Source organism: Halalkalicoccus jeotgali B3 (genome assembly GCF_000196895.1).
GTDB classification, from domain to species: Archaea; Halobacteriota; Halobacteria; order Halobacteriales; family Halalkalicoccaceae; genus Halalkalicoccus; species Halalkalicoccus jeotgali.
Genome location: NC_014297.1, coordinates 375,764 through 397,914, shown reverse-complemented (window position 1 = coordinate 397,914; position 22,151 = coordinate 375,764). Strand labels below are relative to the sequence as shown.

Sequence of the window (22,151 nt, the reverse complement as noted above, 5' to 3'; positions counted from 1 at the left end):
TATGGACGTAGACCGGGAGACGGTCGCCGAAATCGTCGTCTCCGTGGGTTCGGTGGGCCTGTTCGTCGCGGTACTGGTCGGCATCGGCACCACCTACAGTCAGGACGGTCTCTCGGCGGACGGCGGCGTGGCCCTCGTGGGTGCGATCACCGCGTTCGTGGTACTCATGACGCTGGTCGGGTTCGGCCTCGCTCACTACCTCAATCGGGAGTGATCGCCTCGCCGTCCTCCTCGCGCCAGTCGACGAGTTCGTCCTCGTCGGCTTCGTCTAACTGATACTCGTAGTAGTTCAGCGGGTGGGACTCGTTGATCTCCTCCTCGCAGATCTCGTCTTTGTTCACACAGTCGCCGTAGGACTGCATGGTCGCACAGCTAGGCGGGGTGTACTCGGTGGGGCTGGTCTCCCCGCGGATGTGATCGGTCTGATAGCGCGTCATCTCCTCGCCGAAACCGGAGTTGACCATGTAGAGGTCGATGATTTCGTCCGTACTCATCCCGATGCTCGTGAGGAACGCGGTGATCGCAAAGCGGGAGTGATGGCCCAGATGCTCGCCCTTCTGGACGGAATCCAACAGCGCCTTCATACACGGCGGGAACCGCTCGGGGACGACGGTGTCGATCTCCCGGGTGAGGTCCATTTCTGCGAGGGTCTTGCGGATCTCCTCGACGCGGTCCTCCAGGGGTGCAGCGACCCCCTCGGGTACCGAAAGGGGAAGTCCGTCGGAGACGCGCTGGCTGATCGCCTCCTCGAGCAGTCCGGAGAGTTCCTCGCGTGCGATGAACACCTCGCCGTCGGCGAGCGTCCGGTTGACCAGTCGCCACTCGTCGCCCCAGAGGTCCGAGACGAGCCGAAGGTAGGTTCCGACGGCGACCCGATACCCGTCCTGGCTCTCGTCGACCGCGTCGGTCAGGTCGAACTCCGCGAGGAGCTCCGACAGCGAGAGTCGTTCGGTTCGGGCGCTCGCGAGTTCCGTCGTGTCGTTTCGGGAGGTACTGAAAAGCGAGATCGCCCGGCTGGCCTCCGCGTTGGCGTACTTCCGGGTGCAGATCCGCTCGTCGACCAGCGAGACGAGCACGCGCGCAACGGGATACGAGAGCAGTTCGACCCGCGTGCTTCGGTGGGCGTCCCCGATCGAGCCCTCGCGCAGCGCCCCCGTGACCCGCTCGCTCGCCCGCGAGACGACCGGACCGTCCTCGCGAACCAGCCCGACCAGATCGACCTCGGCGGCCTCGACGGCGGCCCGGGAATCGGCGAGAAACGGGTAGCGAGCGTGCAGCGGCTTCATCGGCCAGCGGCTATGGCCGCCGGGTGGATAAACCTGTGTGAACGCCCCCAGTTATATACGACCGCCGGGGTCGAACGGTCTAGTCGGGATCCAATCCGCCGAGCGCTGGGACGAGGGGATCGGCAGTCAGTTGCTTGCGGCGGCCAAAACGGAACTCGAATGTGACCGACTCGCGCTGTCGGTACTCGCCGGAAACGAGGTTGGCGTCGAGTTCTACGAGAGATGGGGGTTCGACCGTGTCGAGGAGCGGACAGTGGAGTTGAGCGGTGTAGAGCATCGGGAGTACCGCTACGAGAAGGCGATTTGATCGGAGGTCGTCTCTGCTCGCCGATATCGTATGCGTCCCTCCACCGTAACCAGAACCGTATGCCGTATCGAAGCTCAGCCGTTGATCGCTCGGCATGAACTGCGTGTTATTATCTATCAATCTATTTGTGCCGACAACACTAATCTCCACCGTTGATCCGGAGCAGTTGGGACTTCGGGCAACGGGGAGGAGTCATGAGCAGTTCACACACAGGCGAACACAGCGAACACCCCGAGGTTGAAGGACCGGGATACGCGACGCCGCAGGCCGCGATCGAGGAGTCCGAACGGGAAACGGTCGCGTACGTCATCGGATTATACACCGGGACGGACATCGACGCGCCGGACTTCCTGGCCGTGGTCGATGTCGATCCGGAGTCCTCGACCTACGGCGAGATAACGCATCGGATCGAGATGCCGACGAAGGGCGATGAACTCCATCACTTCGGGTGGAACGCCTGCTCGTCGTCGTGCCATATGGAGGGATTAGAGCGACGCTACCTCGTGGTTCCGGGTAACCGGTCTTCGCGGATCACGGTCATCGATACAAAGGAGAGGGATCATCCCGAGATCGTCCGCGTCATCGAACCGGAGGAGGTGCACGAACTCGATCTCTCGGCTCCCCACACCGTTCACTGTCCCGCCGGCGGTGGGGTCATGGTCAGCATGCTCGGGGATGCCGACGGCGAACTTCCCGGGGGCTTTCTCGAACTGAACGAGGACCTCGAAATCGAGGGACGCTGGGATCTCCCCGGGGAGATCGAGATGAACTACGACTTCTGGTATCAGCCGCGTCACAACGTGATGATCTCCTCGGAGTGGGCCGCGCCGGAGACCTATCAGCCAGGGTTCGACATGGAGGACGTCGAGGCCGGCAAGTACGGCCACCGACTGCACTTCTGGAACTGGGGGGACAAGACGGTCGAGCAGACGGTCGACCTCGGAGAGGAAGGGCTGGTCCCGCTCGAAGTACGTTTCCTTCACAGCCCCGAGGCGACCCACGGCTACGTCAACGCGGCGCTATCCTCGAACATCTTCCACTTCTTCGAGGACCGCGAGGCGCGGAGCGCCTCGGAGGGTGCGAGCGGCGATGAGCCGCGAGCAGACGGCCGGTGGCGCGCCGAGAAGGTCATCGACTTCGAGGGGCGCGACCTCGAGGGCTGGGACATGCCGGTTCCGGCGCTCCCGACGGACATCCTGATCTCGATGGACGACCGCTACCTGTTCGGGGCGAACTGGCTCCACGGCGAGGTCTGGATGTACGACATCTCCGATCCGGCGAACCCGCGACACGCCGACTCGATCTCTATCGGAGGCTACTTCGGCGACGTCAGGGAGGTCAAGGGACGCGAACTGGCGGCCGGGCCACAGATGGTGCAGTTGAGCCTCGACGGCGAGCGCCTCTACTGGACGACCTCGCTGTACTCGACGTGGGACGACCAGTTCTTCCCCGAGGAGAAAGAGCGCGGATCGGTCATGCTCAAGGCCGACGTCGACCCTCGACGGGGAACGCTGACGCTCGACGAGGACTTTCTCGTCGACTTCGGGACCCTCCCCGAAGGGCCGGCCCGGGCCCACGAGATCCGCTGGCCCGACGGCGACTGCACCAGCGACGTCTGGCAGTAACCGCATGCACGTCGTGGGTCTCGAACGGTCGGGCAAGCGACGCGAAACGGTACGGGTCGATCCCGATGAGTCCCTGCTCGCCGCCGCCGAGAGATCGGGAATCGGTCTGCCCTTTGGCTGTCGGATCGGGGTCTGTGGGACCTGTACCGGACGGGTTCTCGACGGTGAGATGCGCCACGTCGAACCGCCGCGAGCGCTCAAGGATCGCCACCTCGAAGCGGGCTACGTCCTGACCTGTATCGCGACGCCGGAGGTCGACTGTACGGTCGAGGTGGGGACGGACGTCCGCGCTCGCCTGTTCGAGAACCCGTGGCGATGAGCGCCCGAACACCGGAGAGTACGTCGTTGCTCCGGATGACGACGCTCGTAGCGATAGGGGTGTTCTGTATGCCGGCCCTGGTCCGGGCTCACGGAACGGGGGCCGACCACGACGTCGGTGTGGCGTTCGGAGCCGTCATCGCCGGCATCCTCGGGATCGGTATCGCCGCCGGTACGATAGTCCTGCTCACGGGACTCTCTCTTCGACCCGGCATGCTGGCAGGGTTCGACAGGGTGATCGGGATCGTACTCATCCTTCTCGGCGTCCTCCTGGCGGTCTCGGCCATCGGCGAGTACCCGCTGCTCGCTACCGCGGGGATCGTCGGCGGGGGGACAGTCGCGTGGTCAATCTCCGCGCGCATTGGCACGCACCACGCGGAGGTGGCCAGCGCGGCGTTGATCACCCATCGGGTGGTCGAAGGGATCGTCCTCGCGGCCGTCTATCTCGCGGGGTCGGCCGTCGGGACGGCCGGGGCGCTCCTGATAGCGGGCCACGCCGCACTCGAAACTGCCGCCATTGCCGGTCTCTACGTGGCCACGGAGAGGGGTTCCGTACGGGCGCTGATCGCGATCGTCCTACTGCAGGTCGGGTTCGGGATCGGCATCGTGGGCGGTACGCTGCTGGCGCTCGCCGTTTCCACGAGCCTCCAGGTGACCGTAATGGCCGCGGGTGCCGGCGCGCTACTCGTCGTCGGGAACGCGGAGGTCGTCGAGCACCGAAATCGCGAGGCGGCGCCGCTACGGGAGCGGTGGCGGATAAAACGGTAGTCGTCCGGAGCGCTAGTCGCTCTGGATGCGCGGTGCGAGCATGTAGGTGACCTGGCCCTCGCCTTCTGCGATCTCGAAGTGGAGTTTGACGGGGAACTCCTCGCCGAGTTCGAGGGTGACCTCGCCATCGGAGGGGATGGCCTTGTTCATGTCCTTCAGGTAGTCGAGGCTAAACAGCGAGTGGGCCGGGCCCGGGGTGAGATCGATCAGATCGCTCTCGTCGAGTTCGAGGTGGACGTCGTCGGTGTCGCCCTCGGCGTCGACGTAAAACAGCGAGTCGGCCTCGTCGACGCCCAGCGCGATGTGATCGCTCACCATGTCGGCGGCCTTGACCGCGCGGTTGATGTCCCGGCCCTCGACGACGACGTTCGCGGGCAGGTCCAGATCGGGGATATCGGGCTCCTGGCGGATGGAATCGGGATCGATCAGCGCGAGCGTGTACTCGAGCCCGTCGATCTGGATGTGGAGCTTGCGGGTCTCCTCGTCGAGTTCGAGGTGGACCAGTTGACCGGCGTCTGCCATCCCGACGGTGTCTTCGAGCCGCGAGAGGTTGACGCCGATACGCCCGCCGTCGGCCTCGTAGGACTCGAAGGCGGTCGCGTCGAGCGAGAGATCGACCATGCCGACGTTCGCGGGGTCGACAGCCCGGATCGCAAGCCCGTCTTCGTTTAAGTGGATCGTACACTCCTCGACCAGTGCGCTCACCGAATCGAGCGCCGTCCCGAGCGTGTCGGCACTCACGATCGCGTTGAACATCTTAGCTCCGGCTACGAAAGCACGACGTAAAAAGGCAGCTTTTCCTTTCACGCGCGTGCGCGCGTGACCGTGAGGCGGGAGCGAAGCCGGTAAGCCCCTCGCACGCCTACGTCCAGTAATCGAATGGCCGGCAAGGACGAGTACTACAACAAGGCGAAACAGCAGGGGTATCGCTCCCGGGCGGCGTACAAGCTCCAGCAGCTCGACGAAATGGAGGACCTCCTCTCACACGGGGACCGCGTCGTCGATCTGGGTGCCGCCCCGGGCGGGTGGCTCCAAGTCGCAAGCGAGCGCGTCGGCACCGGAACCGTGATCGGCGTCGACCTCCAGCGAATCGACTCGCTGGAAGGGGTCGAGACGATCAAGGGCGACATGACCGACGAGGGAACGAGGGGGGAGATAATCGAGCGCATCGGCGAGGCCGACACGGTACTCTCGGACATGGCGCCCAACATGACCGGCGAGTACTCGCTCGATCAGGCCCGCTCGGTCCACCTCGCCCGCCAGGCGTTCGAGACCGCCCGCGAGATCCTGACCCCGGGGGGCGATCTCGTCGTGAAGGTCTTCGAGGGACGGGACCTCGACGCGCTCAGGGACGACATGGAGGCGGAGTTCGAGTACGTCCGCACCACCTCGCCTGCGGCCTCACGCGAGGAGTCCTCGGAGGTCTACCTGATCGCGAAGGGCTTCCTGACCGCGCCGGTCGAGGCCGGCCAACGGCTGACCGTCGGGATCAAGGACGTCGGAAGCGAGGGCGACGGGATCGCGAAAGTGGAGGGCTTTACCGTGTTCGTTCCCGACGCCGGGGAGGACGAGAGCGCCGAGATCGAGATCGAGGAGGTCAAGCCGAACTTCGCGTTCGCGAAGCGGCTCGACTAGTCGGCGGGCGTCGCTCCGCGCTCGTCCCGGCGCGAGTGCACCAGCCCGACGACCCCGTACACCACGGGCGTGTCCGCGAGCGCGATCAGCAGTTTGAGCAGGTACTGGCCGACGATCAGCGCCAGTAGTTCGCCCGCCGGAAGCGCCACCCCGATCCCGAACAGCGTGGGCGCAAGCGAGAACGCCACGAGGACGAACACGACGGTATCGAGCGCCTGGCTGGTCGCCGTCGAGCCGACGTTACGAGCCCACAACAGCCGGTCGCCGGTTCGCTCGCGGATCCCGTGGAAGGCGATCACGTCCCAGTGCTGGCTGACGAGATACGCGAGGAGGCCGCCGAGGACGACGTTCGTACTCGGGGCCAGGACTTGCTCGAACAGCTCGGGGTCGACGCCCGCGGGCGATCCGGGTGCGAGGATCGCGAGCCAGAGCAACGCCAGCATGAGGAGGATCATCGCAAAACCGACCGTCACCAGCGTCCGAGCAGGACGTTTGCCGTAGAGTTCTCCGTAACAGTCGGTGGCGAGGAACGTGATCGCGTACGCCAGCACGCCCGCGGGAACGATGATCTCGCTTCCGACGACCGGCAGCCCGACGGGGAGCGAAAGTGCGAGGATCTTCACCGCGAGCAACTGGGCGACGACCAGCGCCGTAACGAACGCCGCCGCCAGCACGAGTCGCGGCGCGTTCGACTCACTCGAGTTCATCGTCGAGGCGTCCGTGGCGATCGTCGATCTCGTCGAGCAGGTCCAACGTCTTTCGTACCGAGGCGCGGATCGCCTCGCTTCGGTTGACGAACTTCCCGTCGTCGCCGACGTGGGCGTCGAGGTCAGCAAGCAGCTCACGGGGCACTTCGACGCTTATCTTGGGCATATCTGAAGAATATCGGGGGGACTGATAAGCGGCCCGACTCGATCGACGGCTTTTATTATTCGGTACGATAGAGGAGTGTAACGATGACCGAGTACACCAGACGCGGCGTTCTCGCCGCGCTCGGAGCCGGAATGGCCCTCTCTGCCGGAACCACCGTCGCCGGTGCGGACACTCACGACCGGAACCAGGAGAACGTCGCCCGCGTCGTGCACCTCTCGCCGGACGCCCCGGCGATCGACGTCCACGTCGACGGCGAGTTGTGGTTCGAGGGCGTCGAGCCCCTCACGCTCCAGGAGGGCACGACACCCGCCGAGCCGGGCACCTACGACGTCGCCGTCGTCCCGACCGGCGAAGGCGTCGAGAACGCCCTCCTCGAAACCGAGACGACCGTCGAATCGGGGCCGAGTACCCTCGCTGCGCTCGGCGAGGTCTGTGCGGTGAGCGGCAACGAGTTCGATCTGGTGGCGTTGACGGACGATTACAGCCCGCCACCGTCGGGTCAGGCCCGCCTGCGGGCGGTCCACGCCTCACCCGATACGCCCGCGGTCGACGTCATGACCGAGGGCGGCACGATGGTCGCGGAGGGACTTTCGTTCGGGGACAGTCGAACGACGGCGGTTCCGGCGGGCGAGACCGTCGTGGCGATCAACGCCACCGACGGAAAGACCATCGCCCGCTTCGAGATCGCACCCGAGGCCGGGCGCGTCTACTCGGCGTTCGGCGTCGGCTACCAGGACCCCGAATCGGCACCCGACGCCGCCCCCGACGGACTCGGGTTCTCGCTTGCGATCAGCGAGGACGCCGCGCCGGGCGAGCAGTAACTACCCGTCGATCGGCTCGCGAACGTCGATCCCCGAACTCCCGTTTTCGCCATCGTCGTCGCTCCCGTCCGTTCCGCCGTTCCCGTCGGAGTCCTCGGAAGCGTCGGTATCGGAGCCGGCAGAGTCGCTCGAATCGCCGGACTCGTCATCGCCCTCGAAGGGGCCCGAGTCGGTGTCCGCCGAACCGTCGCCGGCCGAGTCGCCGCTCCCCGAACTCCCGTCGTCGTCGGGTTCGGCGGCCGAGCCGTCACCGCTTGTGGCCTCGGGGTCCTCAGCCGGCGAATCGGTATCCGTCCCGTTGTCGTCGCTTCCGGTCGCCGGGTCATCGCCCTCGGTGGGACCGGGGGCGTCGGGGATATCATCCGAGAGCACCGACCCGATCCCCCCGCCGGTGGCCGCGACGGCGCCCCCGATCACGAGGAACACGACGATGATCAACGCGAGCCACTTCGAGTTGCCGGCGTCGGGTCCGGTCTCCGGGCGCTCGGTGAAGTCGCGTCGCCCGCCGAGGGTGATGGCCCACAGCCCCGCGAGGCCGACCCCGTAGGCGAGCATCGTCGGGATCGCGACGATGAACATCGTCAGGACGCTGACCGGCGTCACGAGCCCGGCGACGGCGAAGACGGCGATGGTCACCTCGCGCCAGCGGGTGCGCATCCCCCAGTAGGAGGCGACCTTGCCCCGAAAGAGCATCCACATCGTGAGCGGCACGCAAGCGAGCAACCCGACGCCGACGGTGGTGTAGATGATCAGCCACGAGAACTTGCTGATACGATAGGAGATCACCATCCCGGCCTGGGTGGCGTCGTAGACGAGAAACCCGATGAGGCCGGGTGCGATGTAGTAGTACCCGAGCAGGGTACCCCCGGCCAACGCCAGCGCGATCGCGACGGTCCACTCGTAGACCACCGAGCGCTGGCCCCGCGTCAGCCCGCGCTCTTTCATCGCCGGCCACGCGAAGTACAGCACCATCGGCACGATCGAGAGCAACGCCACGAGGGTGCTCACCTTGATGATGAACATCAGCGTCTCGACGGGGTGGAGGTCGACGACCCGGACGTCGTCGATGCTGACGACGGCCCGTGGCATCCGCGAGACGAAGTCCTGGGTGATGATCCGCACCCCGCCGATGTAGAAGAACGTAAAGACCCCGATCAGTACGACCCCGAAGACCGCGAAGATCCACAACAGCCGCGAGCGGAGGCTGTCGGCGATGTACTTGACGTCGTAGAGGTACCCGCCGATGTCGTCCTCGTCCTTCTCCTCGGAGAACGCCGCGAACATCCCCGTCGCGGTTCCCGTCAGGATCCCGCCGACGTCCTCCTCGTCGTCTTCCCCGGCGCTCTCGGCGGCCGCGTCCTCCGAGTCGGCCGCCGTGGCGGGTTCTGCCTCCTCGGCGTGGATCGCGTCGAACCGATCGAGGACTGCCTGGGCCTTCTCGGGGTTCTCCTCGTCCATCGCCTCGCGGGCGATCGCAAGCGCCTCCTCCTCGGAGAGCGCCGCGAAGGCCCCTCCGGGTGCGGCCCGAACGCCCGCCGCGTCGAGTTCCGAGAGGTCGATGGCCTCGGGATCGCCCATCCGGCCGGTCGGCCCCGGGGGGGACTGCTCGACCGAGGAGATGAGCAAGTAAAAGACGACCAGAACGAACGCCACGGCGAACAGGACCGCCGCGGCCCCGACCGCCAGCGCGACCTCGCGGGGGACGCCCAGCAGTTCCTGCAGCCAGAGCGCCTGCGGGAGGGCGATATCACGCGGTTCGAGCAGCAGTTCGTTGAAATATTCGCCCAGTCCGGCGACGAGCGCGCCGTAGGCTCCGGCAGCGAGCAACAGCGGGGCGCCGAACAGAAGCGGGAGGTTCCGCTTTAGGGTGCCCCGAACGTTGGCCCGACCGCCCCGCTTGAGCGTGACGACAAAGCGCGTCAGGCCGAGGCTGAACGCGTACAGGATCACGAGCGGAACCGCCCACATGATCTGGGAGATGGGATCGGGCGGCGAGAACATCGCGCCGAAGATGAAGATCCCGAGCACCGCGTACTTCCACTTGTCCCGGAACGTCTCGTAGGGGACGATCTCGGCGTAGGCGAGCGAACACATCGCGAGGGGTAACTGGGCGGCCAGCCCGAACGAGACCGTAAGCAGGACGAGAAACTCCGTCCACATGACGATCGACCACGTCGGGTCGACCCCGACGCCGTAGGAGAACTCCGCGAGAAACCCGAGGATGAGCGGGAAAAACAGGCCGTAGGCATACGAGACCCCACCCAGAAACAACAACAGCGACATGAGCGCGATCCCGACGAGCTTCCAGCGTGCGATCGGGGTCTGGGGCCAGTAGCCCCGCGCGCGCAGTTCGTGTCGCGAGAGATAGAGCAGCGGCGGAATCGAGACGAGGATTCCGGCGACGATCCCGATTTTCGCCTGCAGTAGGATCACCTCGAAGGGGGTCGTGACGATGATCGCGAAGCGATCGATCACCTCCGGGGGCATCCCCGAGACCGTGACCGATCGGAGCCAGTCCCAGACGACGGCCCGGAGCGCATAGAAGGTACCGAGAAAGCCGACGACGAAAACGATGAAGACCTTCTGGAGGTGGGTCTGGATCGTCGACAGTACCGCCCCGATCGTCTCTCGCCCGCTGTTCAGACTCCGGGCGGTGTCCTCGTCGACGATCGAACCCGACATTCAGTAGGGCTAGCCGGTAGCCGGTTATCAATCTTCTTCTCCATAGCGCGTGCGAGCGCATCGAGAAAGAAAGCCTATAACCGCCCGGATACCTAGCTCACGCTGAATGGGCGAGCATCGCAGGTCCGGCCGTGAGCGGGCCGTCCCCGACGGCGGCACGACCACGACAGCGGCCACGGCCGAGGAGGAAGCCGACGTCGGCGGACTCTCCGCACCCTCCGAGGACCAGGAGATGCCGCTTGCCGACCACATCGAGGAGATGATAAAGCGACTGGCGATCGTCATCGTCGTCGCCGGATCGGTCAGCATCGTCGTCTTCCCGCTTGCCGACCAGCTCATCACCTTCATCTGGTACTCCGTGCTTCCGGGCGGCGACGTCGCCCAACCCCGGGTGTACGGCCCCTTGGAGTTCGTCCTCGCGCGCATCAAGGTCGCCAGTCTCGCGGGGTTGATCGTCGCACTGCCGGTGATGGTCTATGAGACCTACCGGTTCATGCGTCCGGGCCTCTACCGGAACGAGCGCAAGTACTACCTCGCGGCCGTTCCCACGAGCCTGATCCTGGCTATCGTGGGCGTGCTCTTCGCGTTTTTCGTCGTCTTGCCCGCTATCTTCACCTACTTCCTGACGTACTCACAGGACGCCGGCGCGATCGCGTTCGGGCTGGGCGATACCTTCGGGCTCATGTTGATCCTGATGGGGTATCTCGCGATCGTCTTTCAGATTCCGCTGTTGATCATGCTGGCGATCATGATGGGGCTCACGACGAGGCGGTGGCTCACCGAACGACGGCTCTACTTCTGGGGGGCGTTTCTCGGCGTCGCGTTCGTCTCCAGTCCCGACCCGACGGGGATGGCCCCCATCATCGTCGCGCTGACGATGGTCGGCCTCTTCGAAGGGACGCTGTTGATACTGCGGTGGGTCGGCCGGTAACTCGAGGCCCGGTATGACGACTGCAGGCGACTACACGTAGCTGAACCACTCGTCGTAGTCGTCGGTCCGGCGCTCGACGACGTCGAAAAAGCGCGACTGGAGCTCCTCGGTGACGGGGCCGCGCTCGCCGACGGTGACGTTGTCGACCTGCTTGATCGGGGTGACCTCCGCGGCGGTCCCCGTAAAGAAGAGCTCGTCGGCAGTGTGTAGCTCCCCGCGGCTGATCGTCGCCTCGTCGTGAACCGTGTAGCCCAGATCGCGGGCGATGGTGATGACGCTGTTGCGGGTGATCCCATCCAAAATTCCCTCCGAGAGCCCGGGGGTGTAGATCTCGCCGTCCCGGACCAGAAAGAGGTTCTCGCCGGGGCCCTCGGCGACGTTGCCCTCCTTGTTCAACACGAGTGCCTCGACGTAGCCCTCCCGGCGGGCCTCCTCGCCGGCGAGCAGGCTGTTCACGTAGAGCCCCGTCGTTTTTGCGTTGGTCGGGATCTGGCTCGAGGCGTGCTTGCGCCACGAGGAGACCTTGACCTTCACGCCTTCCTCGAGGGCTTCCTCGCCGAGATACGCACCCCACGGCCAGGCGGCGATGGCGATCCGCGTCGGGCAGTCCTGTGGACTCACGCCCAGGCTGTCGTAGCCGTAGAAGGCGATCGGGCGGATGTAACAGGATTCGAGTTCCTGACGCCGGATCAGTTCCTTCGTCGCCTCTTCGAGCTCCTCGGAGTCGTGGTCGATCTCCAGTCCGTAGGGCTGGCCCGAGTCATAGAGCCGTTTTGCGTGTTCGTCCCAGCGAAAGATCGCGGGACCCTCCTCGGTGTCGTAACAACGGATCCCTTCGAACACGCCGGTACCGTAGTGCAGCCCGTGGCTGAGGACGTGGATCTGGGCGTCGTCCCAGTCGACGAACTCGCCGTCCATCCAGATCGTGTCGACGTCCATCTCGTCGAATCCCATATCCGACCCGTCGAATCCCTCGGTAATGAGTGTGCGGTTTCCGGGGGTCTATCGACCGAGTCCGGCCCGTAGGTCCCGGCCCTCGAGGTAGGGAAGGTCGTGGCGTTGGGCGTAGGCCCGCGCGTCGGCCGGCGAGAGCGCTCCCCCCGTGTGGTCGTCGAGCATCTCGCAGACGACGACCGCGGGCGGCAGGTCGGCGGCCTCGGCGAGCGCAACCCCGAACTCGGTGTGGCCCTCGCGCTCGGAAAGCAGTCCCTCGGCGGCCCGAAGCAGGTGGACATGTCCCGGTGCACGGAACGTCTCGGCGAAAGCGCCGGGATCCGGTTCGCCTGCGGCCTCGGAAAGTGCGGTGATCGTCAGCGCACGGTCCGCGTCGGTGATCCCGGTTCGAGTATTGCGGTGGTTGACCGTCAGCGAGAACGACGAGCGGTCGTCGTAGGCCAGATCGTGGTCTTCGGCCGCGGGGTGGTCGAGCGTCTCCTGGACGAACGGCAGGTCCAATCGGCCGGCGACGCTGGCCGAGAGTGCGACACAGACCAACCCGCCGGCGTCGTTGCGAAGACGGGAGACCGCCTCGGGCGTGACCGCGCCCGCGGGATAGATCAGATCGGTCTCGCCCTCCCGGTCGTCGGCATCGTGGATCAACACTGGGGAGCCCGAGCGAAACGACCCGATGGCGCGTTCGGTCGCGGCTCGCTGGCGCTGGGTCATTTCTCCTCCACTCGCACGGTGATCGCATCCTCGTCGTCCAGTGTGAGTGCGTCCCGAAGCTTCGTCGGCGCGATCAGTTCGAGTTGATCCTCGTCGTGGTGGGTGCGCTCGGGGGCGATGACGTGTGCAGTGTCGTACTCCTCGTCGGCGATGACCGTCGCCGGATAGCAGACACAGGGACCATACGTGCGATCCTCGTCCTCCCAGCCGTCGATGTGAATCGGCTCGAACGTCTCCATCGCGCCGCGCCGTCGGACGCTTTCTTCGCTCAGCTCGACGTTCAGCGTCCCCGGGAACGGCTCGTAGCCGAGTCGGTCGCCGAACTGCGCCATGTAGCCCGGAAGCGAGATGTAGTGTTTGCCCTCGCCCATCCCGCCCGTGACGGTGCCGTCGAGGTCGATGCTCGAGGCCCCTTCGAACAGCCGGCGGTAGGCGTCGTACTCCCCGCGCAGCGCGCGCTCGCCGGCGTCGGTGATGGCGATCCACTGCCCGTCCGCGACCGTCTCGCGCGTGACGAAATCGGCGTTTTCGAGCGCCTGCAGTCGGCGCGAGGCGGTCTGACTCGACGTATCGAGCCGATCCGCGAGCGCCGAACACGAGATCTTCGCTTCGCCCGAGAGCGCGCCGTCGAGTCCCAACTGCCGGAGCACGGCGAGTTCGTCGGGGCCGACCTCCCGTACCGCGGTCTGTGACATACCTCGGACTCCGGGAGCGTCCCGTATAAGCGTAACGGATGTGGGATGCGTAACAGAAATGAGGGACTAGTCGGCCGCGAGCGGGTCGCGCTCCCAGAACTCGCTTCCCTTCTTCAGTTTGGGCACCCACGTCTCCTCGGTCTTCGAGAGCAGTGCGACCCGCGAGACCGGTACGTCGTTGAGATGCTCGTGTTCCGGCATGTACTCCTGTACCTCCTCGGCGAACGCCACGACGTCCTCGTGGTCGGGCATCGCCGAGCGGTCGAGGCGGCCCTGGGAGTGGCCGACGTGCATGTAGGCTTTGAGCTCGACGAAGTCGGGGTCGGCTCTGTCGTAGAAGGCGGCGTACCAGTCGGGATCCTGCATGTTCTCGCCGCCGACGAGCGTGGTGCGAAGCACGGTCCGGGTGTCCTCTTTCTCGGCCAGCACGTCCATCGTGTCGATCAGGCGCTCCCAGGCGTCGTCGTCGACCGCGCGCACGACTTGGTCGAAGGTGGCGCGTTCGGCGGCGTCGACGCTGACGTAGAGCTGGGTTGGCTCACATCGGGCCAGCATCTCGGGATCGGTGCCGTTGGAGACGAGGAAGGTCGTGATGTCCCGGTCGTGAAACGCGTCGATGAGTTCGGGGAGATAGGGATAGAGCGTGGGTTCGCCGTCGAGGCTGATGGCGACGTGACGGGGCTCCATCGCCCCCTCGAAGACCTCGCGGGGGACCTCGTCGTTACCGCCGAAGCCCGAGAGTAGCTTCTTCTGGAGGCGGATCGAGGCGTCGACGACGGCCTCGGGGTCGTCCCACTCGACGTCGCCGAGTTCGTAGGCGTGCCCGCGATGGTCCCGCCAGCAAAAGACACAGCGCTCGTTGCATTTGACGACGGGCGTCATCTGAATACAGCGGTGGGATTCGATCCCGTAGAAGGCGTACTTATAGCATTTCCCCTCGCCACGCAGGGCGTTTGCGGTCCACCCGCAGGTCTGGGCGGCGGTGTGGTTCTCGCTGTGGTACTCCGGCGAGGAGACCTGCTTTGGCCCGCTCATGGAACCGTCGTTAGGCTGGCGGGGTGAAAAGCCCGCCGCTTAGGTTCAATGTACTTAAGGTGCTTCTATCCCATGTGTGATCATGGACCATACCGTGCAGTCCGTGTGTCGTCCGACTCCCGTCCCTTCCCGTGGAGGGCGTCGATGAGCGAGAGCTCGAACGCCGAGGAGCGGCCGATGACCGAGTTCGTCGACTCGTGGTCCGACGTTTCGAAGCACGTCGTCAACAGCTACGTCGAGGCAAACCGGGCGATCCTCGCGGGGATGGGGTTGTCCTCGAGCAAATCCGAGCGGATCAACGCCCCCGTCGACGAGCTCTCCTACGGCGCTGTCGGCTGGTCGATGGAGCGCTCGGTCGACACCCGCGAGGAACTGGGCGTCGGCGAGTACGTCGAGTTCACCAAGCCCCTGACCGACGCGGACGTCCACGCGTTCGCCCAGGCAAGCGGCGACACCAACCGCCTGCATCTGGACGAGGAGTTCGCCGCCGGCACCCGGTTCGGCACGCGGATCGTCCACGGCACCCTCGTCGGGGGGTTGATCAGCGCCGCGCTGGCACGCCTGCCCGGACTGACGATCTACCTCTCGGAAAGCCTCGAATTCAAGGGACCCGCCCGAATCGGGTCGGTGTTGACTGCGCGGTGTGAGATCGTCGAGGATCTCGGACAGGACAGGTATCGCCTCGTCGCCGAGGTAACCGAGGCGGACGGGTCGACACTCATCGACGGGGAGGCGGTCGTCCTCATCGACGAACAGCCCGCATAGCCCCCCGTAGCTTTGTAGTTGGAAATCCAACGCGAATTCGCCACAGCCGTGTGGGTGAGAGCCATGACCACCAGCAACGCATCTCATAGGATCGTCGTCTATCTCCGGGCGTCGGCCTCGCTCCCGGCCCGCGAGCGCCAGCGGGAGGTAATCGAGCGGGTCGAACGCCTCGAACGACAGGGACGGATCGCGGGACTGCGCGTTCGCCACTGGGACGACCGAGTCGTCGTCGAGAACGGGGCCGATGGGACCGTCGAGACGTTCGAGGCGTTCAAAGCGCGCGCGGCGGAGATCGGTCACACCATCGAACCGTTCTTCCAGGAACACGAGCGTGCCGACGCCCGCGAGATCGTCTTCCCGATCATCTGTATCGCCGTTCACAGTGGCGACGAACTCGTCCGAGTGTTTCCCTGTCGGGACGAAACCGCCGCCTACAGCGTCTGGGACTGTCTGACTGCGCTCGAAACCGACGGCGAACTCGTCGGCCTCGCGGATTGAAAACGGCTTTATCCGCCGATCCAGAACGGCGTGTATGTTCCGTTCGCTCCGCGCCGAGGCCGCCGAGGTGCTCACGGAGGCGCTCTCTGCGCTCTCGCTGCCGACCGAGGATCTCGGTCTCGAAGAGCCGCCCGAAGACGTCGAGGCGGTCCTCGCTTCTAGCGTCGCCTTCCGGCTCGCCGGCGAGGTCGGAACGTCCCCCCACGAGGTCGCCGGCGACCTCGCCGATGCGACCGACGTCGCGGGCTGTGAGTATCTCGGGGGCGTCGGGACGCAGGGACCGTACGTGAACTTCCACGCGAGCGACGCCTACTACGCCGACACCCTCGAAACCGCCCGCGAAGCCGACTACGGGCGGCTCGAGCCCACAGGGAGAGAGGTCGTCGTCGAGCATACGAGCGCGAACCCGACCGGCCCGGTCCACGTCGGGCGCGCGCGCAACCCGATCATCGGCGACGCGATCGCCCGACTACTCGACTTCGCGGGCAACAACGTGGATCGCCACTACTACGTCAACGACGCCGGCCGGCAGATGGCCGTCTTCACGTGGGCCTACGAGACCTTCGAGGAGGACGACCTCCCAGACCCCGACCGCGAGAAGGCCGACTACGAACTGGTCCGCTACTACCGCAAGGGCAACGCCTTCCTCGAGGAGGCGGACGAGGGCGAGGTCGAGGCCGCCGAGGCCGAGATCCAATCGATCATGCAGGGCCTCGAAAACGGCGACGAGGAGGCCTACGAGCGGGTCGGCCACGTGGTCGATACGGTATTAGGGGGAATGCGCGAGTCCCTCTCCCGGTTGCCCGCGGAGTTCGACGCGTTCGTCAAGGAGACACGATTCATCCGCGACGGGAGCGTCGAGGAGCTCGTCAAGCGGCTCAGGGAACTCGACGAGGCGGTCTACGAGGAGGAGGCCTGGCAGCTCGACCTTCCCGATTTCGAGAAGAACCTCGTCTTCCTGCGTTCAGACGGCACCTCGCTCTATACGACGCGGGATCTGGCCCATCACGAGTGGAAGTTCGACGAGTACGACCACGCCGTCACGGTGCTTGGCGAGGATCACAAGCTGCAGGCCACGCAACTGGGGGCGGCGCTCGACCTGCTCGGTAACGATACCGACCGACTCGACTCGGTGTTTTACTCCTACGTCAACCTCCCCGAGGGCAAGATGAGCACGCGCGCGGGCACAGGCGTTGACCTCGATGACCTGCTCGACGAGGCGGTCGCGCGCGCCCGCGACGAGGTCGAAACGCGCATGGACGACCGGATCCGCGACGACGATCTGACCGAAAGCGATATCGAGCGCATCGCCCGGCAGGTCGGGATCGGTGCGGTTCGCTACGACATCGTCTCGAAACAGCCCTCGAAGGCGATCACCTTCGAGTGGGATCGCGCGCTGAACTTCGAGGCCCAGTCGGCACCGTACGTCCAGTACGTCCACGCCCGGACCTGTGGCATCCTCACCGAAGCAGCGCGCGCGGGCCACGATCCCGGTCGGATCGATCCCGCGTTGCTCGATAGCCCGGAGGAACGCGACCTGCTAGAGGTGATCGGGCGGTTCCCCGCCGTGATCGAGTCCGCCGCGACGGATCGCCAGCCCCACCAAGTCGCGACCTACACTCGCGAGTTCGCCGAGACGTTCAACGCCTTCTATCGCGAGCGCCAGGTCATCTCGGCGGACGAAGACCTGACCGAAGCCCGTCTCGCGCTCGTCGCCGGCGCCCGCCACACGATCGCAAACGCCCTTTCGGTCCTCGGGATCGAGGCGCCCGAGTCGATGTGACGCGTGCGACACCGCGCGTGAGAACGGACGACGCGGGCGGTCAAAGGGTACTTACCGGCTGGACGGGCTATATGAACCAATGAGCAGTCAGGACACGGAGGAGTCCGACAGGAAGAAATACGAGTTCCGGCGGGTGATCGAGGAGCTCAACGAGTTCGAGGGCTCGGGAACCCAACTCGTGACGATCTACGTCCCCGACGACCGCCAGATCTCCGACGTGGCCGCCCACGTCACCCAGGAGCACTCGGAAGCCTCGAACATCAAGTCCAAACAGACACGCACGAACGTCCAGGACGCCCTGACGAGCATCAAGGACCGCCTGAAATACTACGACACCTACCCACCCGAAAACGGAATGGTGCTGTTTTCGGGCGCGGTCAACTCGGGCGGCGGCCAGACCGAGATGATCACCCGGGTGCTCGAGAACCCGCCCCAGCCCGTCGAGTCATTCCGCTATCACTGCGATTCGGATTTCCTGACCGAGCCCTTAGAGCACATGCTCGCCGACCAAGGCTTGTATGGACTTGTCGTCCTCGACCGCCGGGAGGCAAACGTCGGGTGGCTCAGAGGCAAGCGCGTCGAGCCCGTCAAAAGCGCCTCCTCGCTGGTACCGGGTAAGCAACGGAAGGGTGGCCAGTCCGCACAGCGATTCGCCCGCCTTCGCCTCGAAGCCATCGACAACTTCTATCAGGAGGTCGCGGGGATGGCAAACGACCTCTTCGTCCCCGAGCGCCACGACCTCGAAGGCGTGCTGGTGGGTGGGCCCTCGCCAACGAAGGACGAGTTCCTCGACGGGGACTACCTCCACCACGAGCTCCAGGACAAGGTCCTGGGGAAGTTCGACGTCTCCTACACCGACGAGTCGGGCCTGTACGACCTCGTAGACGCCGCCGAGGACGCGCTTGCGGACGCCGAGGTGATGAAGGACAAGAATCAGATGGAGGAGTTCTTCAAACAGCTTCACGACGGCGGCCTTGCGACCTACGGCTTCGAGGCCACCCGCAGGAACCTCGTGATGGGGTCGGTCGACCGCCTACTGATCAGCGAAGACCTCCGGAAGGACGTCGTCGTGTATGACTGCGGTGACACCGACGAGTACGAGATCGTCGATGGGCGCCATTCGACGCCCGAACACACCTGCGAAGACGGCACCGAAGCCGAGGTCAAAGAGCGCGAGGACGTCATCGAGCACCTGATCGCGATCGCAGAACAGCGCGGCACCGAACCCAAGTTCATCTCGACTGACTTCGAGAAGGGCGAACAGCTCTACGACGCCTTTGGGGGTATTGCGGGAATATTGCGCTACGAAACCGGCGTCTAAACACGCGTTTCGATCAGTCGAGGAGTTGGACGAGCTGGTGACGACGGCGCTCGACGTCGAGCGCGAGGTCGAGTGCGGGATCCTCCTGCAAGTAGTCGAGCGCCGAGAGGGGATCGACGCCCGCCCGCTCGATTCGTTCCACGAGTACCTCGATCTCCGAGCGATACAGCGCGAGCGACTCACAGAGCGTCACGAACAGCGCGAGCGCCAGCGCGGTATCCGGATCGTCGGGCAGCCCGGTCGAGAGGGCCGCGACGGCCGTGCGGTCGTCGGTCGGCTCGGTCTCGGCGGGCGCGACGGACAGACAGCTCCGACAGACGGAGACGGTCTCGGGCTCGCCCGGCAGGTACGCACCGAGATCGGGTGCGGAAACGAGCAGGGTGTCGCCGCCGCAGGTAGCACAGTCCATGAAACCGAGAGGAGAGGAGGGAACTAAAACGGGGCGACGGGCTCAGTCGTCGGCTGGGATCGGCGCGCCCTCGGTGACGTCGGGTTCTTCGGCCTCCTCTTCCTCGCGTTCTTTCTTGTCCTTGATCTTCTTCATGCGGAAGATCTCCTCGCGCTCCTGTTCTTCGAGCTTCTGCTCGATGAACTCCTGGTTCTCGTAGAGCGTGGGAAGCAAGGTGAACTCGAGGGCGTTGACGCGGCGTTTCGTGGTTTCGATCTCGTCGAGCATCTTCTTCATCGCGGTTTCGACCTCCGCGACGAGGATGATCGTCTCCAAGAGCTCCTCGTAGGCGTCGGCGGCCTCGTCGATCCGCGCCGAGGAGCCGAGCACGCCGTAGCCACGCTGATCGAGGCCCTTTTTCACCCGCGTGGACTCGATCTGCGGGACGACCACGCCCATGATGTTCTTCGATTGAAGCGTGATCTCGGGGTGTTCCTTGAGCGCTTCGGCCGCCCCACGGATCGCGACGTCGCCTTCCATCGCGCGGGCCATGTCGAGGGTGCGCTGGGCGCGCTCGTAGTCGTCGTCGAGGTCCGACCGAACGTCCTGGGCCTGATCGAGGATGTCCATGAACTCCATGATCAGCCCGTCGCGTTTCTTCTCCAGCGTGTCGTGGCCGCGCTCGGAGAGGTCGATGCGATCCTCGATCGCCATCAGGTTCTTCCGAGTCGGTTTGACGTCCTTGGCCATTACGCGGGGGTTAGACGCGAACGCTGTTAATCCTTTTCAGTCGATCGGCCTAGAGCGTGTCGGGCTCGACGGGCGACGCTGCCGACCAGTAACGCTCATGGACCGACTCCGCCCAGGAGACCACGTCGGGGTCGTCGGTGTCGACCGCCGCCTGCAACACGCCGTCGTCGTCGCGTACTAAAAGGTACACCCGCCCGTCGGCGACCGTGACCGCGATGGGGATCTCCTCGGGATGGCTTCGGATCGTCGCATCCTCGGCGGCAACGAGTTCACGGAGGCGAGCCCGGAGGGAGTCGTCCTCGGCGAGTGCGTCGATCGCCGTTCGTGAGAGTACACCCTTGAACCGCTGCTGGCCGTTTACGACCCGTTCGCGGACAGTTTCGAGCGTTCCTTCGTTGAGCGCGTGCGAGCAGACCTGAACGTCTTCGGCCCGTCTGAGCGTTTCGTTTACCCGTTTTACCGGCGCGCTCGGGCGCGTTCGACTCGGGACCGTGATCGTCGCGTCGCGAAGCCGCCCGAGGTCGAAGTCCATCGATTCGGCGGGGAGCCACTCCACGACGGGACGGAGTTTCGCCTCCGTTTCGACGATTGCGAGCAGATCAGTCATTCCCTCAGCGACCATGCGACCCGTCGCCGTCGCCTCGTAGCCGCCGTCAGTCCGGGCGATCCAGCGCCGCTCCTCAAGGTCGCGGAGGATTCGCCCCAGCGTCGGCTGAGAGGCACCCGTCACGTCGGCGAGCTCGCTTCGCGTGTGGACCCCCTCGGTGAGCGCCTCCAACACCGCGACGCGGTTCGACGAGAGGGCGAGAAACTCTATCTCTGCGAGCGCCGACTCCATACGCATCCTGAACGGCAACGGCACAAAACGGTTTCGTACCGTGAAATCGATTCATCGGATAGTATTTGACTGGGTCGTGTTTCTCTGATCACTTATTGAATCTATTTCTGGACATATATAAATGCGTGAGCGACCTACTTCGAGTCAGAATGGTTCGTTTCGTCGGTCGATCACGGAGGTGGGGACGATAGACTCGACGACCCGCAGCGTCGTCGCCTTCCTCGCGACGGCGGTGTTCTTCGGCGGCACCTTCGTCGCGGCGAAGGCGGGCCTCGAGTACATGCCTCCACTGTTGTTCGTTGCGCTTCGCTTTGACATCGCGGCGGTCGTGTTGCTCGGCTACGTCTTCCTGACGGTTCCCCGCGAGCGATGGCTGCCGAAGACGCGCGCCGATCTCGCGGGGATCGCCGCCGCAGGCCTCCTGACGATCGGGCTCGCCAACGCGATGATCTTCCTCGGCCAACAGTACGTCACCAGCGCCGTCGCCTCGGTCGTCTTCAGCCTCAACCCGATCCTGACCCCGGTGTTCGCGACACTGCTGCTCTCCGAGGAACGCCTCGACGTAGTCGAAGCCATCGGCATGGCCGTCGCGCTCGGCGGCGTCGCCGTCGTCATGGAGCTACACCCCACGAGCCTGCTTGCAAGTGCCGGTATCGGCCACGCGATCCTCCTCGTCGGCGCGGTCGCGGTCGCGCTTGGTGGCGTGCTCATCAAGCGGGTCGACGCGACGATGCCAAGCACCGCCCGGACGGCGTGGGGCCTGCCGCTCGGTGCGGCGTTCTGTCACCTGCTGGCCGGAGTGCGCGGCGAGCAGGTCGCCGCGATCGAGTGGAACGCCACCAGCGTCATCGCCCTCGGCTACGTGGCCGTCTTCTCGGGTGCGCTCGCGTACATGGCGTACTTCGGCCTCATCGACGAGATCGGCGCGACCAGAGCGAACCTCACCTTTTACCTCGTTCCGATCGTCGCCGCCATCGGCGGCTGGGCCGTTCTCGGCGAGGCGATCACCGTGACGACCGTCGCCGGCTTCCTCGTCGTGTTCGCGGGCTTCGCGCTCATCAACCGCGAGCAGCTCGGACGCAGGCTGTCGACCCACCAGCAGTCGAACGCGTTCGATGCGGGCCGCGATCACCGCTGGAACGACGGGGACTGATCGGTATTTCGAGG

Annotated in this window: 25 protein-coding genes; 13 read left to right on the top strand and 12 right to left on the bottom strand. The window is 65.4% G+C overall.

The features are described from left to right. Position 1 precedes the first annotated feature (1 nt). Complete coding sequence (locus tag HACJB3_RS02010; RefSeq protein WP_008418466.1) at positions 2-214, top strand: DUF7472 family protein; 213 nt, start codon at positions 2-4, stop codon at positions 212-214. Here HACJB3_RS02010 and priL read toward each other — a convergent pair. Beyond that, positions 201-1,286, bottom strand: a complete 1,086-nt coding sequence (gene priL, locus HACJB3_RS02005; protein WP_008418468.1) for a DNA primase regulatory subunit PriL — start codon at positions 1,284-1,286, stop codon at positions 201-203. The two genes, HACJB3_RS02010 and priL, sit on opposite strands and share 14 nt — an antisense overlap. Positions 1,287-1,323: 37 nt before the next feature. Here priL and HACJB3_RS02000 point away from each other — a divergent pair, with 37 nt between their 5' ends. From HACJB3_RS02000 to HACJB3_RS01985, 4 genes are all read left to right on the top strand, one after another. After that, positions 1,324-1,593 carry a GNAT family N-acetyltransferase gene (locus HACJB3_RS02000; protein WP_008418469.1) on the top strand — a complete coding sequence of 90 codons (270 nt, stop codon included), beginning with the start codon at positions 1,324-1,326 and terminating at the stop codon, positions 1,591-1,593. A 194-nt stretch (positions 1,594-1,787) separates the two neighbouring features. Then, positions 1,788-3,218: a selenium-binding protein SBP56-related protein gene (locus HACJB3_RS01995; RefSeq protein WP_008418471.1), complete on the top strand. Its 1,431-nt coding sequence runs from the start codon at positions 1,788-1,790 to the stop codon at positions 3,216-3,218. Between the two features lie 4 nt (positions 3,219-3,222). After that, on the top strand, positions 3,223-3,537 hold the full coding sequence (locus HACJB3_RS01990; protein ID WP_008418473.1) for a 2Fe-2S iron-sulfur cluster-binding protein: 315 nt from the start codon (positions 3,223-3,225) through the stop codon (positions 3,535-3,537). After that, a complete protein-coding gene (locus tag HACJB3_RS01985; RefSeq protein ID WP_238532791.1) occupies positions 3,534-4,304 on the top strand; it encodes a hypothetical protein in 771 nt (256 codons plus the stop codon). Before HACJB3_RS01990 ends, HACJB3_RS01985 begins: the two co-directional genes overlap by 4 nt. A 12-nt stretch (positions 4,305-4,316) precedes the next feature. Here HACJB3_RS01985 and HACJB3_RS01980 read toward each other — a convergent pair whose 3' ends face one another. Continuing rightward, positions 4,317-5,060, bottom strand: a complete 744-nt coding sequence (locus HACJB3_RS01980) for a DNA polymerase sliding clamp (RefSeq protein WP_008418478.1) — start codon at positions 5,058-5,060, stop codon at positions 4,317-4,319. Positions 5,061-5,183: 123 nt separating this feature from the next. On the opposite strand from HACJB3_RS01980, the gene HACJB3_RS01975 reads away from it, so the two are divergent. Continuing rightward, positions 5,184-5,939, top strand: coding sequence for a 23S rRNA (uridine(2552)-2'-O)-methyltransferase (locus tag HACJB3_RS01975; RefSeq protein ID WP_008418480.1), 756 nt, complete (start codon positions 5,184-5,186; stop codon positions 5,937-5,939). Here the strand turns inward: HACJB3_RS01975 and HACJB3_RS01970 are convergent. Further along, positions 5,936-6,646, bottom strand: coding sequence for a queuosine precursor transporter (locus tag HACJB3_RS01970; protein WP_008418482.1), 711 nt, complete (start codon positions 6,644-6,646; stop codon positions 5,936-5,938). The two genes, HACJB3_RS01975 and HACJB3_RS01970, sit on opposite strands and share 4 nt — an antisense overlap. Beyond that, positions 6,633-6,812: a ribbon-helix-helix domain-containing protein gene (locus HACJB3_RS01965; protein ID WP_008418485.1), complete on the bottom strand. Its 180-nt coding sequence runs from the start codon at positions 6,810-6,812 to the stop codon at positions 6,633-6,635. Before HACJB3_RS01965 ends, HACJB3_RS01970 begins: the two co-directional genes overlap by 14 nt. 83 nt (positions 6,813-6,895) lie before the next feature. Here HACJB3_RS01965 and HACJB3_RS01960 point away from each other — a divergent pair, with 83 nt between their 5' ends. After that, a complete protein-coding gene (locus HACJB3_RS01960; RefSeq protein ID WP_008418487.1) occupies positions 6,896-7,633 on the top strand; it encodes a DUF4397 domain-containing protein in 738 nt (245 codons plus the stop codon). On the opposite strand, the gene tatC (HACJB3_RS01955) is transcribed toward HACJB3_RS01960, so the two are convergent. Further along, positions 7,634-10,315 (bottom strand): twin-arginine translocase subunit TatC, encoded by a 2,682-nt coding sequence (tatC, locus tag HACJB3_RS01955; RefSeq protein ID WP_008418489.1) that lies wholly within the window; start codon positions 10,313-10,315, stop codon positions 7,634-7,636. Between the two features lie 106 nt (positions 10,316-10,421). Here tatC (HACJB3_RS01955) and tatC (HACJB3_RS01950) point away from each other — a divergent pair, with 106 nt between their 5' ends. After that, positions 10,422-11,246 (top strand): twin-arginine translocase subunit TatC, encoded by an 825-nt coding sequence (tatC, locus tag HACJB3_RS01950; protein ID WP_008418491.1) that lies wholly within the window; start codon positions 10,422-10,424, stop codon positions 11,244-11,246. 30 nt (positions 11,247-11,276) lie between these two features. Here tatC (HACJB3_RS01950) and HACJB3_RS01945 read toward each other — a convergent pair whose 3' ends face one another. The 4 genes from HACJB3_RS01945 to twy1 form a co-directional block, all read right to left on the bottom strand. Next, positions 11,277-12,200, bottom strand: a complete 924-nt coding sequence (locus tag HACJB3_RS01945) for a branched-chain amino acid transaminase (RefSeq protein WP_008418493.1) — start codon at positions 12,198-12,200, stop codon at positions 11,277-11,279. 48 nt (positions 12,201-12,248) lie between these two features. Then, the gene (ribB, locus tag HACJB3_RS01940; RefSeq protein WP_008418494.1) at positions 12,249-12,911 is read right to left on the bottom strand and encodes a 3,4-dihydroxy-2-butanone-4-phosphate synthase; all 663 of its coding nucleotides are present in this window, start codon (positions 12,909-12,911) and stop codon (positions 12,249-12,251) included. Continuing rightward, positions 12,908-13,606 carry a DUF120 domain-containing protein gene (locus HACJB3_RS01935; RefSeq protein WP_008418496.1) on the bottom strand — a complete coding sequence of 233 codons (699 nt, stop codon included), beginning with the start codon at positions 13,604-13,606 and terminating at the stop codon, positions 12,908-12,910. The genes ribB and HACJB3_RS01935 overlap by 4 nt, the downstream gene beginning before the upstream one ends. Positions 13,607-13,672: 66 nt before the next feature. Further along, the gene (gene twy1 / locus HACJB3_RS01930) at positions 13,673-14,641 is read right to left on the bottom strand and encodes a 4-demethylwyosine synthase TYW1 (protein WP_008418498.1); all 969 of its coding nucleotides are present in this window, start codon (positions 14,639-14,641) and stop codon (positions 13,673-13,675) included. 144 nt (positions 14,642-14,785) lie between these two features. On the opposite strand from twy1, the gene HACJB3_RS01925 reads away from it, so the two are divergent. The 4 genes from HACJB3_RS01925 (at position 14,786) to prf1 (ending at position 19,008) form a co-directional block, all read left to right on the top strand. After that, the gene (locus tag HACJB3_RS01925) at positions 14,786-15,406 is read left to right on the top strand and encodes a MaoC family dehydratase (RefSeq protein ID WP_008418500.1); all 621 of its coding nucleotides are present in this window, start codon (positions 14,786-14,788) and stop codon (positions 15,404-15,406) included. 63 nt (positions 15,407-15,469) lie between these two features. Next, entirely contained in the window at positions 15,470-15,904 is a 435-nt protein-coding gene (locus tag HACJB3_RS01920; RefSeq protein WP_008418501.1) for an HTH domain-containing protein, read from the top strand. A 34-nt stretch (positions 15,905-15,938) separates the two neighbouring features. After that, entirely contained in the window at positions 15,939-17,687 is a 1,749-nt protein-coding gene (gene argS / locus HACJB3_RS01915; protein ID WP_008418502.1) for an arginine--tRNA ligase, read from the top strand. Positions 17,688-17,766: 79 nt separating this feature from the next. Then, positions 17,767-19,008, top strand: a complete 1,242-nt coding sequence (gene prf1, locus HACJB3_RS01910) for a peptide chain release factor aRF-1 (protein ID WP_008418505.1) — start codon at positions 17,767-17,769, stop codon at positions 19,006-19,008. A 13-nt stretch (positions 19,009-19,021) separates the two neighbouring features. Here prf1 and HACJB3_RS01905 read toward each other — a convergent pair whose 3' ends face one another. Genes HACJB3_RS01905 through HACJB3_RS01895 form a run of 3 tightly spaced genes read right to left on the bottom strand, consistent with a single transcriptional unit; the run spans position 19,022 to position 20,984 of the window. Further along, positions 19,022-19,417 (bottom strand): DUF6276 family protein, encoded by a 396-nt coding sequence (locus tag HACJB3_RS01905; protein ID WP_008418507.1) that lies wholly within the window; start codon positions 19,415-19,417, stop codon positions 19,022-19,024. Between the two features lie 42 nt (positions 19,418-19,459). Further along, entirely contained in the window at positions 19,460-20,146 is a 687-nt protein-coding gene (locus HACJB3_RS01900; protein WP_008418509.1) for a V-type ATP synthase subunit D, read from the bottom strand. 49 nt (positions 20,147-20,195) lie between these two features. Then, on the bottom strand, positions 20,196-20,984 hold the full coding sequence (locus HACJB3_RS01895; protein WP_008418510.1) for a helix-turn-helix transcriptional regulator: 789 nt from the start codon (positions 20,982-20,984) through the stop codon (positions 20,196-20,198). A gap of 178 nt (positions 20,985-21,162) precedes the next feature. Here HACJB3_RS01895 and HACJB3_RS01890 point away from each other — a divergent pair, with 178 nt between their 5' ends. Further along, entirely contained in the window at positions 21,163-22,137 is a 975-nt protein-coding gene (locus tag HACJB3_RS01890; protein ID WP_008418512.1) for a DMT family transporter, read from the top strand. The last annotated feature ends 14 nt before the right edge of the window (positions 22,138-22,151 follow it).

Bases quoted from the DNA above. Each gene is read 5' to 3' on its own strand.
- HACJB3_RS02010 (WP_008418466.1), top strand. From the start codon at position 2: ATGGACGTAGACCGGGAGACGGTCGCCGAAATCGTCGTCTCCGTGGGT.
- priL (WP_008418468.1), bottom strand. From the start codon at position 1,286: ATGAAGCCGCTGCACGCTCGCTACCCGTTTCTCGCCGATTCCCGGGCC.
- HACJB3_RS01995 (WP_008418471.1), top strand. From the start codon at position 1,788: ATGAGCAGTTCACACACAGGCGAACACAGCGAACACCCCGAGGTTGAA.
- HACJB3_RS01990 (WP_008418473.1), top strand. From the start codon at position 3,223: ATGCACGTCGTGGGTCTCGAACGGTCGGGCAAGCGACGCGAAACGGTA.
- HACJB3_RS01985 (WP_238532791.1), top strand. From the start codon at position 3,534: ATGAGCGCCCGAACACCGGAGAGTACGTCGTTGCTCCGGATGACGACG.
- HACJB3_RS01980 (WP_008418478.1), bottom strand. From the start codon at position 5,060: ATGTTCAACGCGATCGTGAGTGCCGACACGCTCGGGACGGCGCTCGAT.
- HACJB3_RS01975 (WP_008418480.1), top strand. From the start codon at position 5,184: ATGGCCGGCAAGGACGAGTACTACAACAAGGCGAAACAGCAGGGGTAT.
- HACJB3_RS01970 (WP_008418482.1), bottom strand. From the start codon at position 6,646: ATGAACTCGAGTGAGTCGAACGCGCCGCGACTCGTGCTGGCGGCGGCG.
- HACJB3_RS01965 (WP_008418485.1), bottom strand. From the start codon at position 6,812: ATGCCCAAGATAAGCGTCGAAGTGCCCCGTGAGCTGCTTGCTGACCTC.
- HACJB3_RS01960 (WP_008418487.1), top strand. From the start codon at position 6,896: ATGACCGAGTACACCAGACGCGGCGTTCTCGCCGCGCTCGGAGCCGGA.
- tatC (WP_008418489.1), bottom strand. From the start codon at position 10,315: ATGTCGGGTTCGATCGTCGACGAGGACACCGCCCGGAGTCTGAACAGC.
- tatC (WP_008418491.1), top strand. From the start codon at position 10,422: ATGGGCGAGCATCGCAGGTCCGGCCGTGAGCGGGCCGTCCCCGACGGC.
- HACJB3_RS01945 (WP_008418493.1), bottom strand. From the start codon at position 12,200: ATGGGATTCGACGAGATGGACGTCGACACGATCTGGATGGACGGCGAG.
- ribB (WP_008418494.1), bottom strand. From the start codon at position 12,911: ATGACCCAGCGCCAGCGAGCCGCGACCGAACGCGCCATCGGGTCGTTT.
- HACJB3_RS01935 (WP_008418496.1), bottom strand. From the start codon at position 13,606: ATGTCACAGACCGCGGTACGGGAGGTCGGCCCCGACGAACTCGCCGTG.
- twy1 (WP_008418498.1), bottom strand. From the start codon at position 14,641: ATGAGCGGGCCAAAGCAGGTCTCCTCGCCGGAGTACCACAGCGAGAAC.
- HACJB3_RS01925 (WP_008418500.1), top strand. From the start codon at position 14,786: ATGAGCGAGAGCTCGAACGCCGAGGAGCGGCCGATGACCGAGTTCGTC.
- HACJB3_RS01920 (WP_008418501.1), top strand. From the start codon at position 15,470: ATGACCACCAGCAACGCATCTCATAGGATCGTCGTCTATCTCCGGGCG.
- argS (WP_008418502.1), top strand. From the start codon at position 15,939: ATGTTCCGTTCGCTCCGCGCCGAGGCCGCCGAGGTGCTCACGGAGGCG.
- prf1 (WP_008418505.1), top strand. From the start codon at position 17,767: ATGAGCAGTCAGGACACGGAGGAGTCCGACAGGAAGAAATACGAGTTC.
- HACJB3_RS01905 (WP_008418507.1), bottom strand. From the start codon at position 19,417: ATGGACTGTGCTACCTGCGGCGGCGACACCCTGCTCGTTTCCGCACCC.
- HACJB3_RS01900 (WP_008418509.1), bottom strand. From the start codon at position 20,146: ATGGCCAAGGACGTCAAACCGACTCGGAAGAACCTGATGGCGATCGAG.
- HACJB3_RS01895 (WP_008418510.1), bottom strand. From the start codon at position 20,984: ATGGAGTCGGCGCTCGCAGAGATAGAGTTTCTCGCCCTCTCGTCGAAC.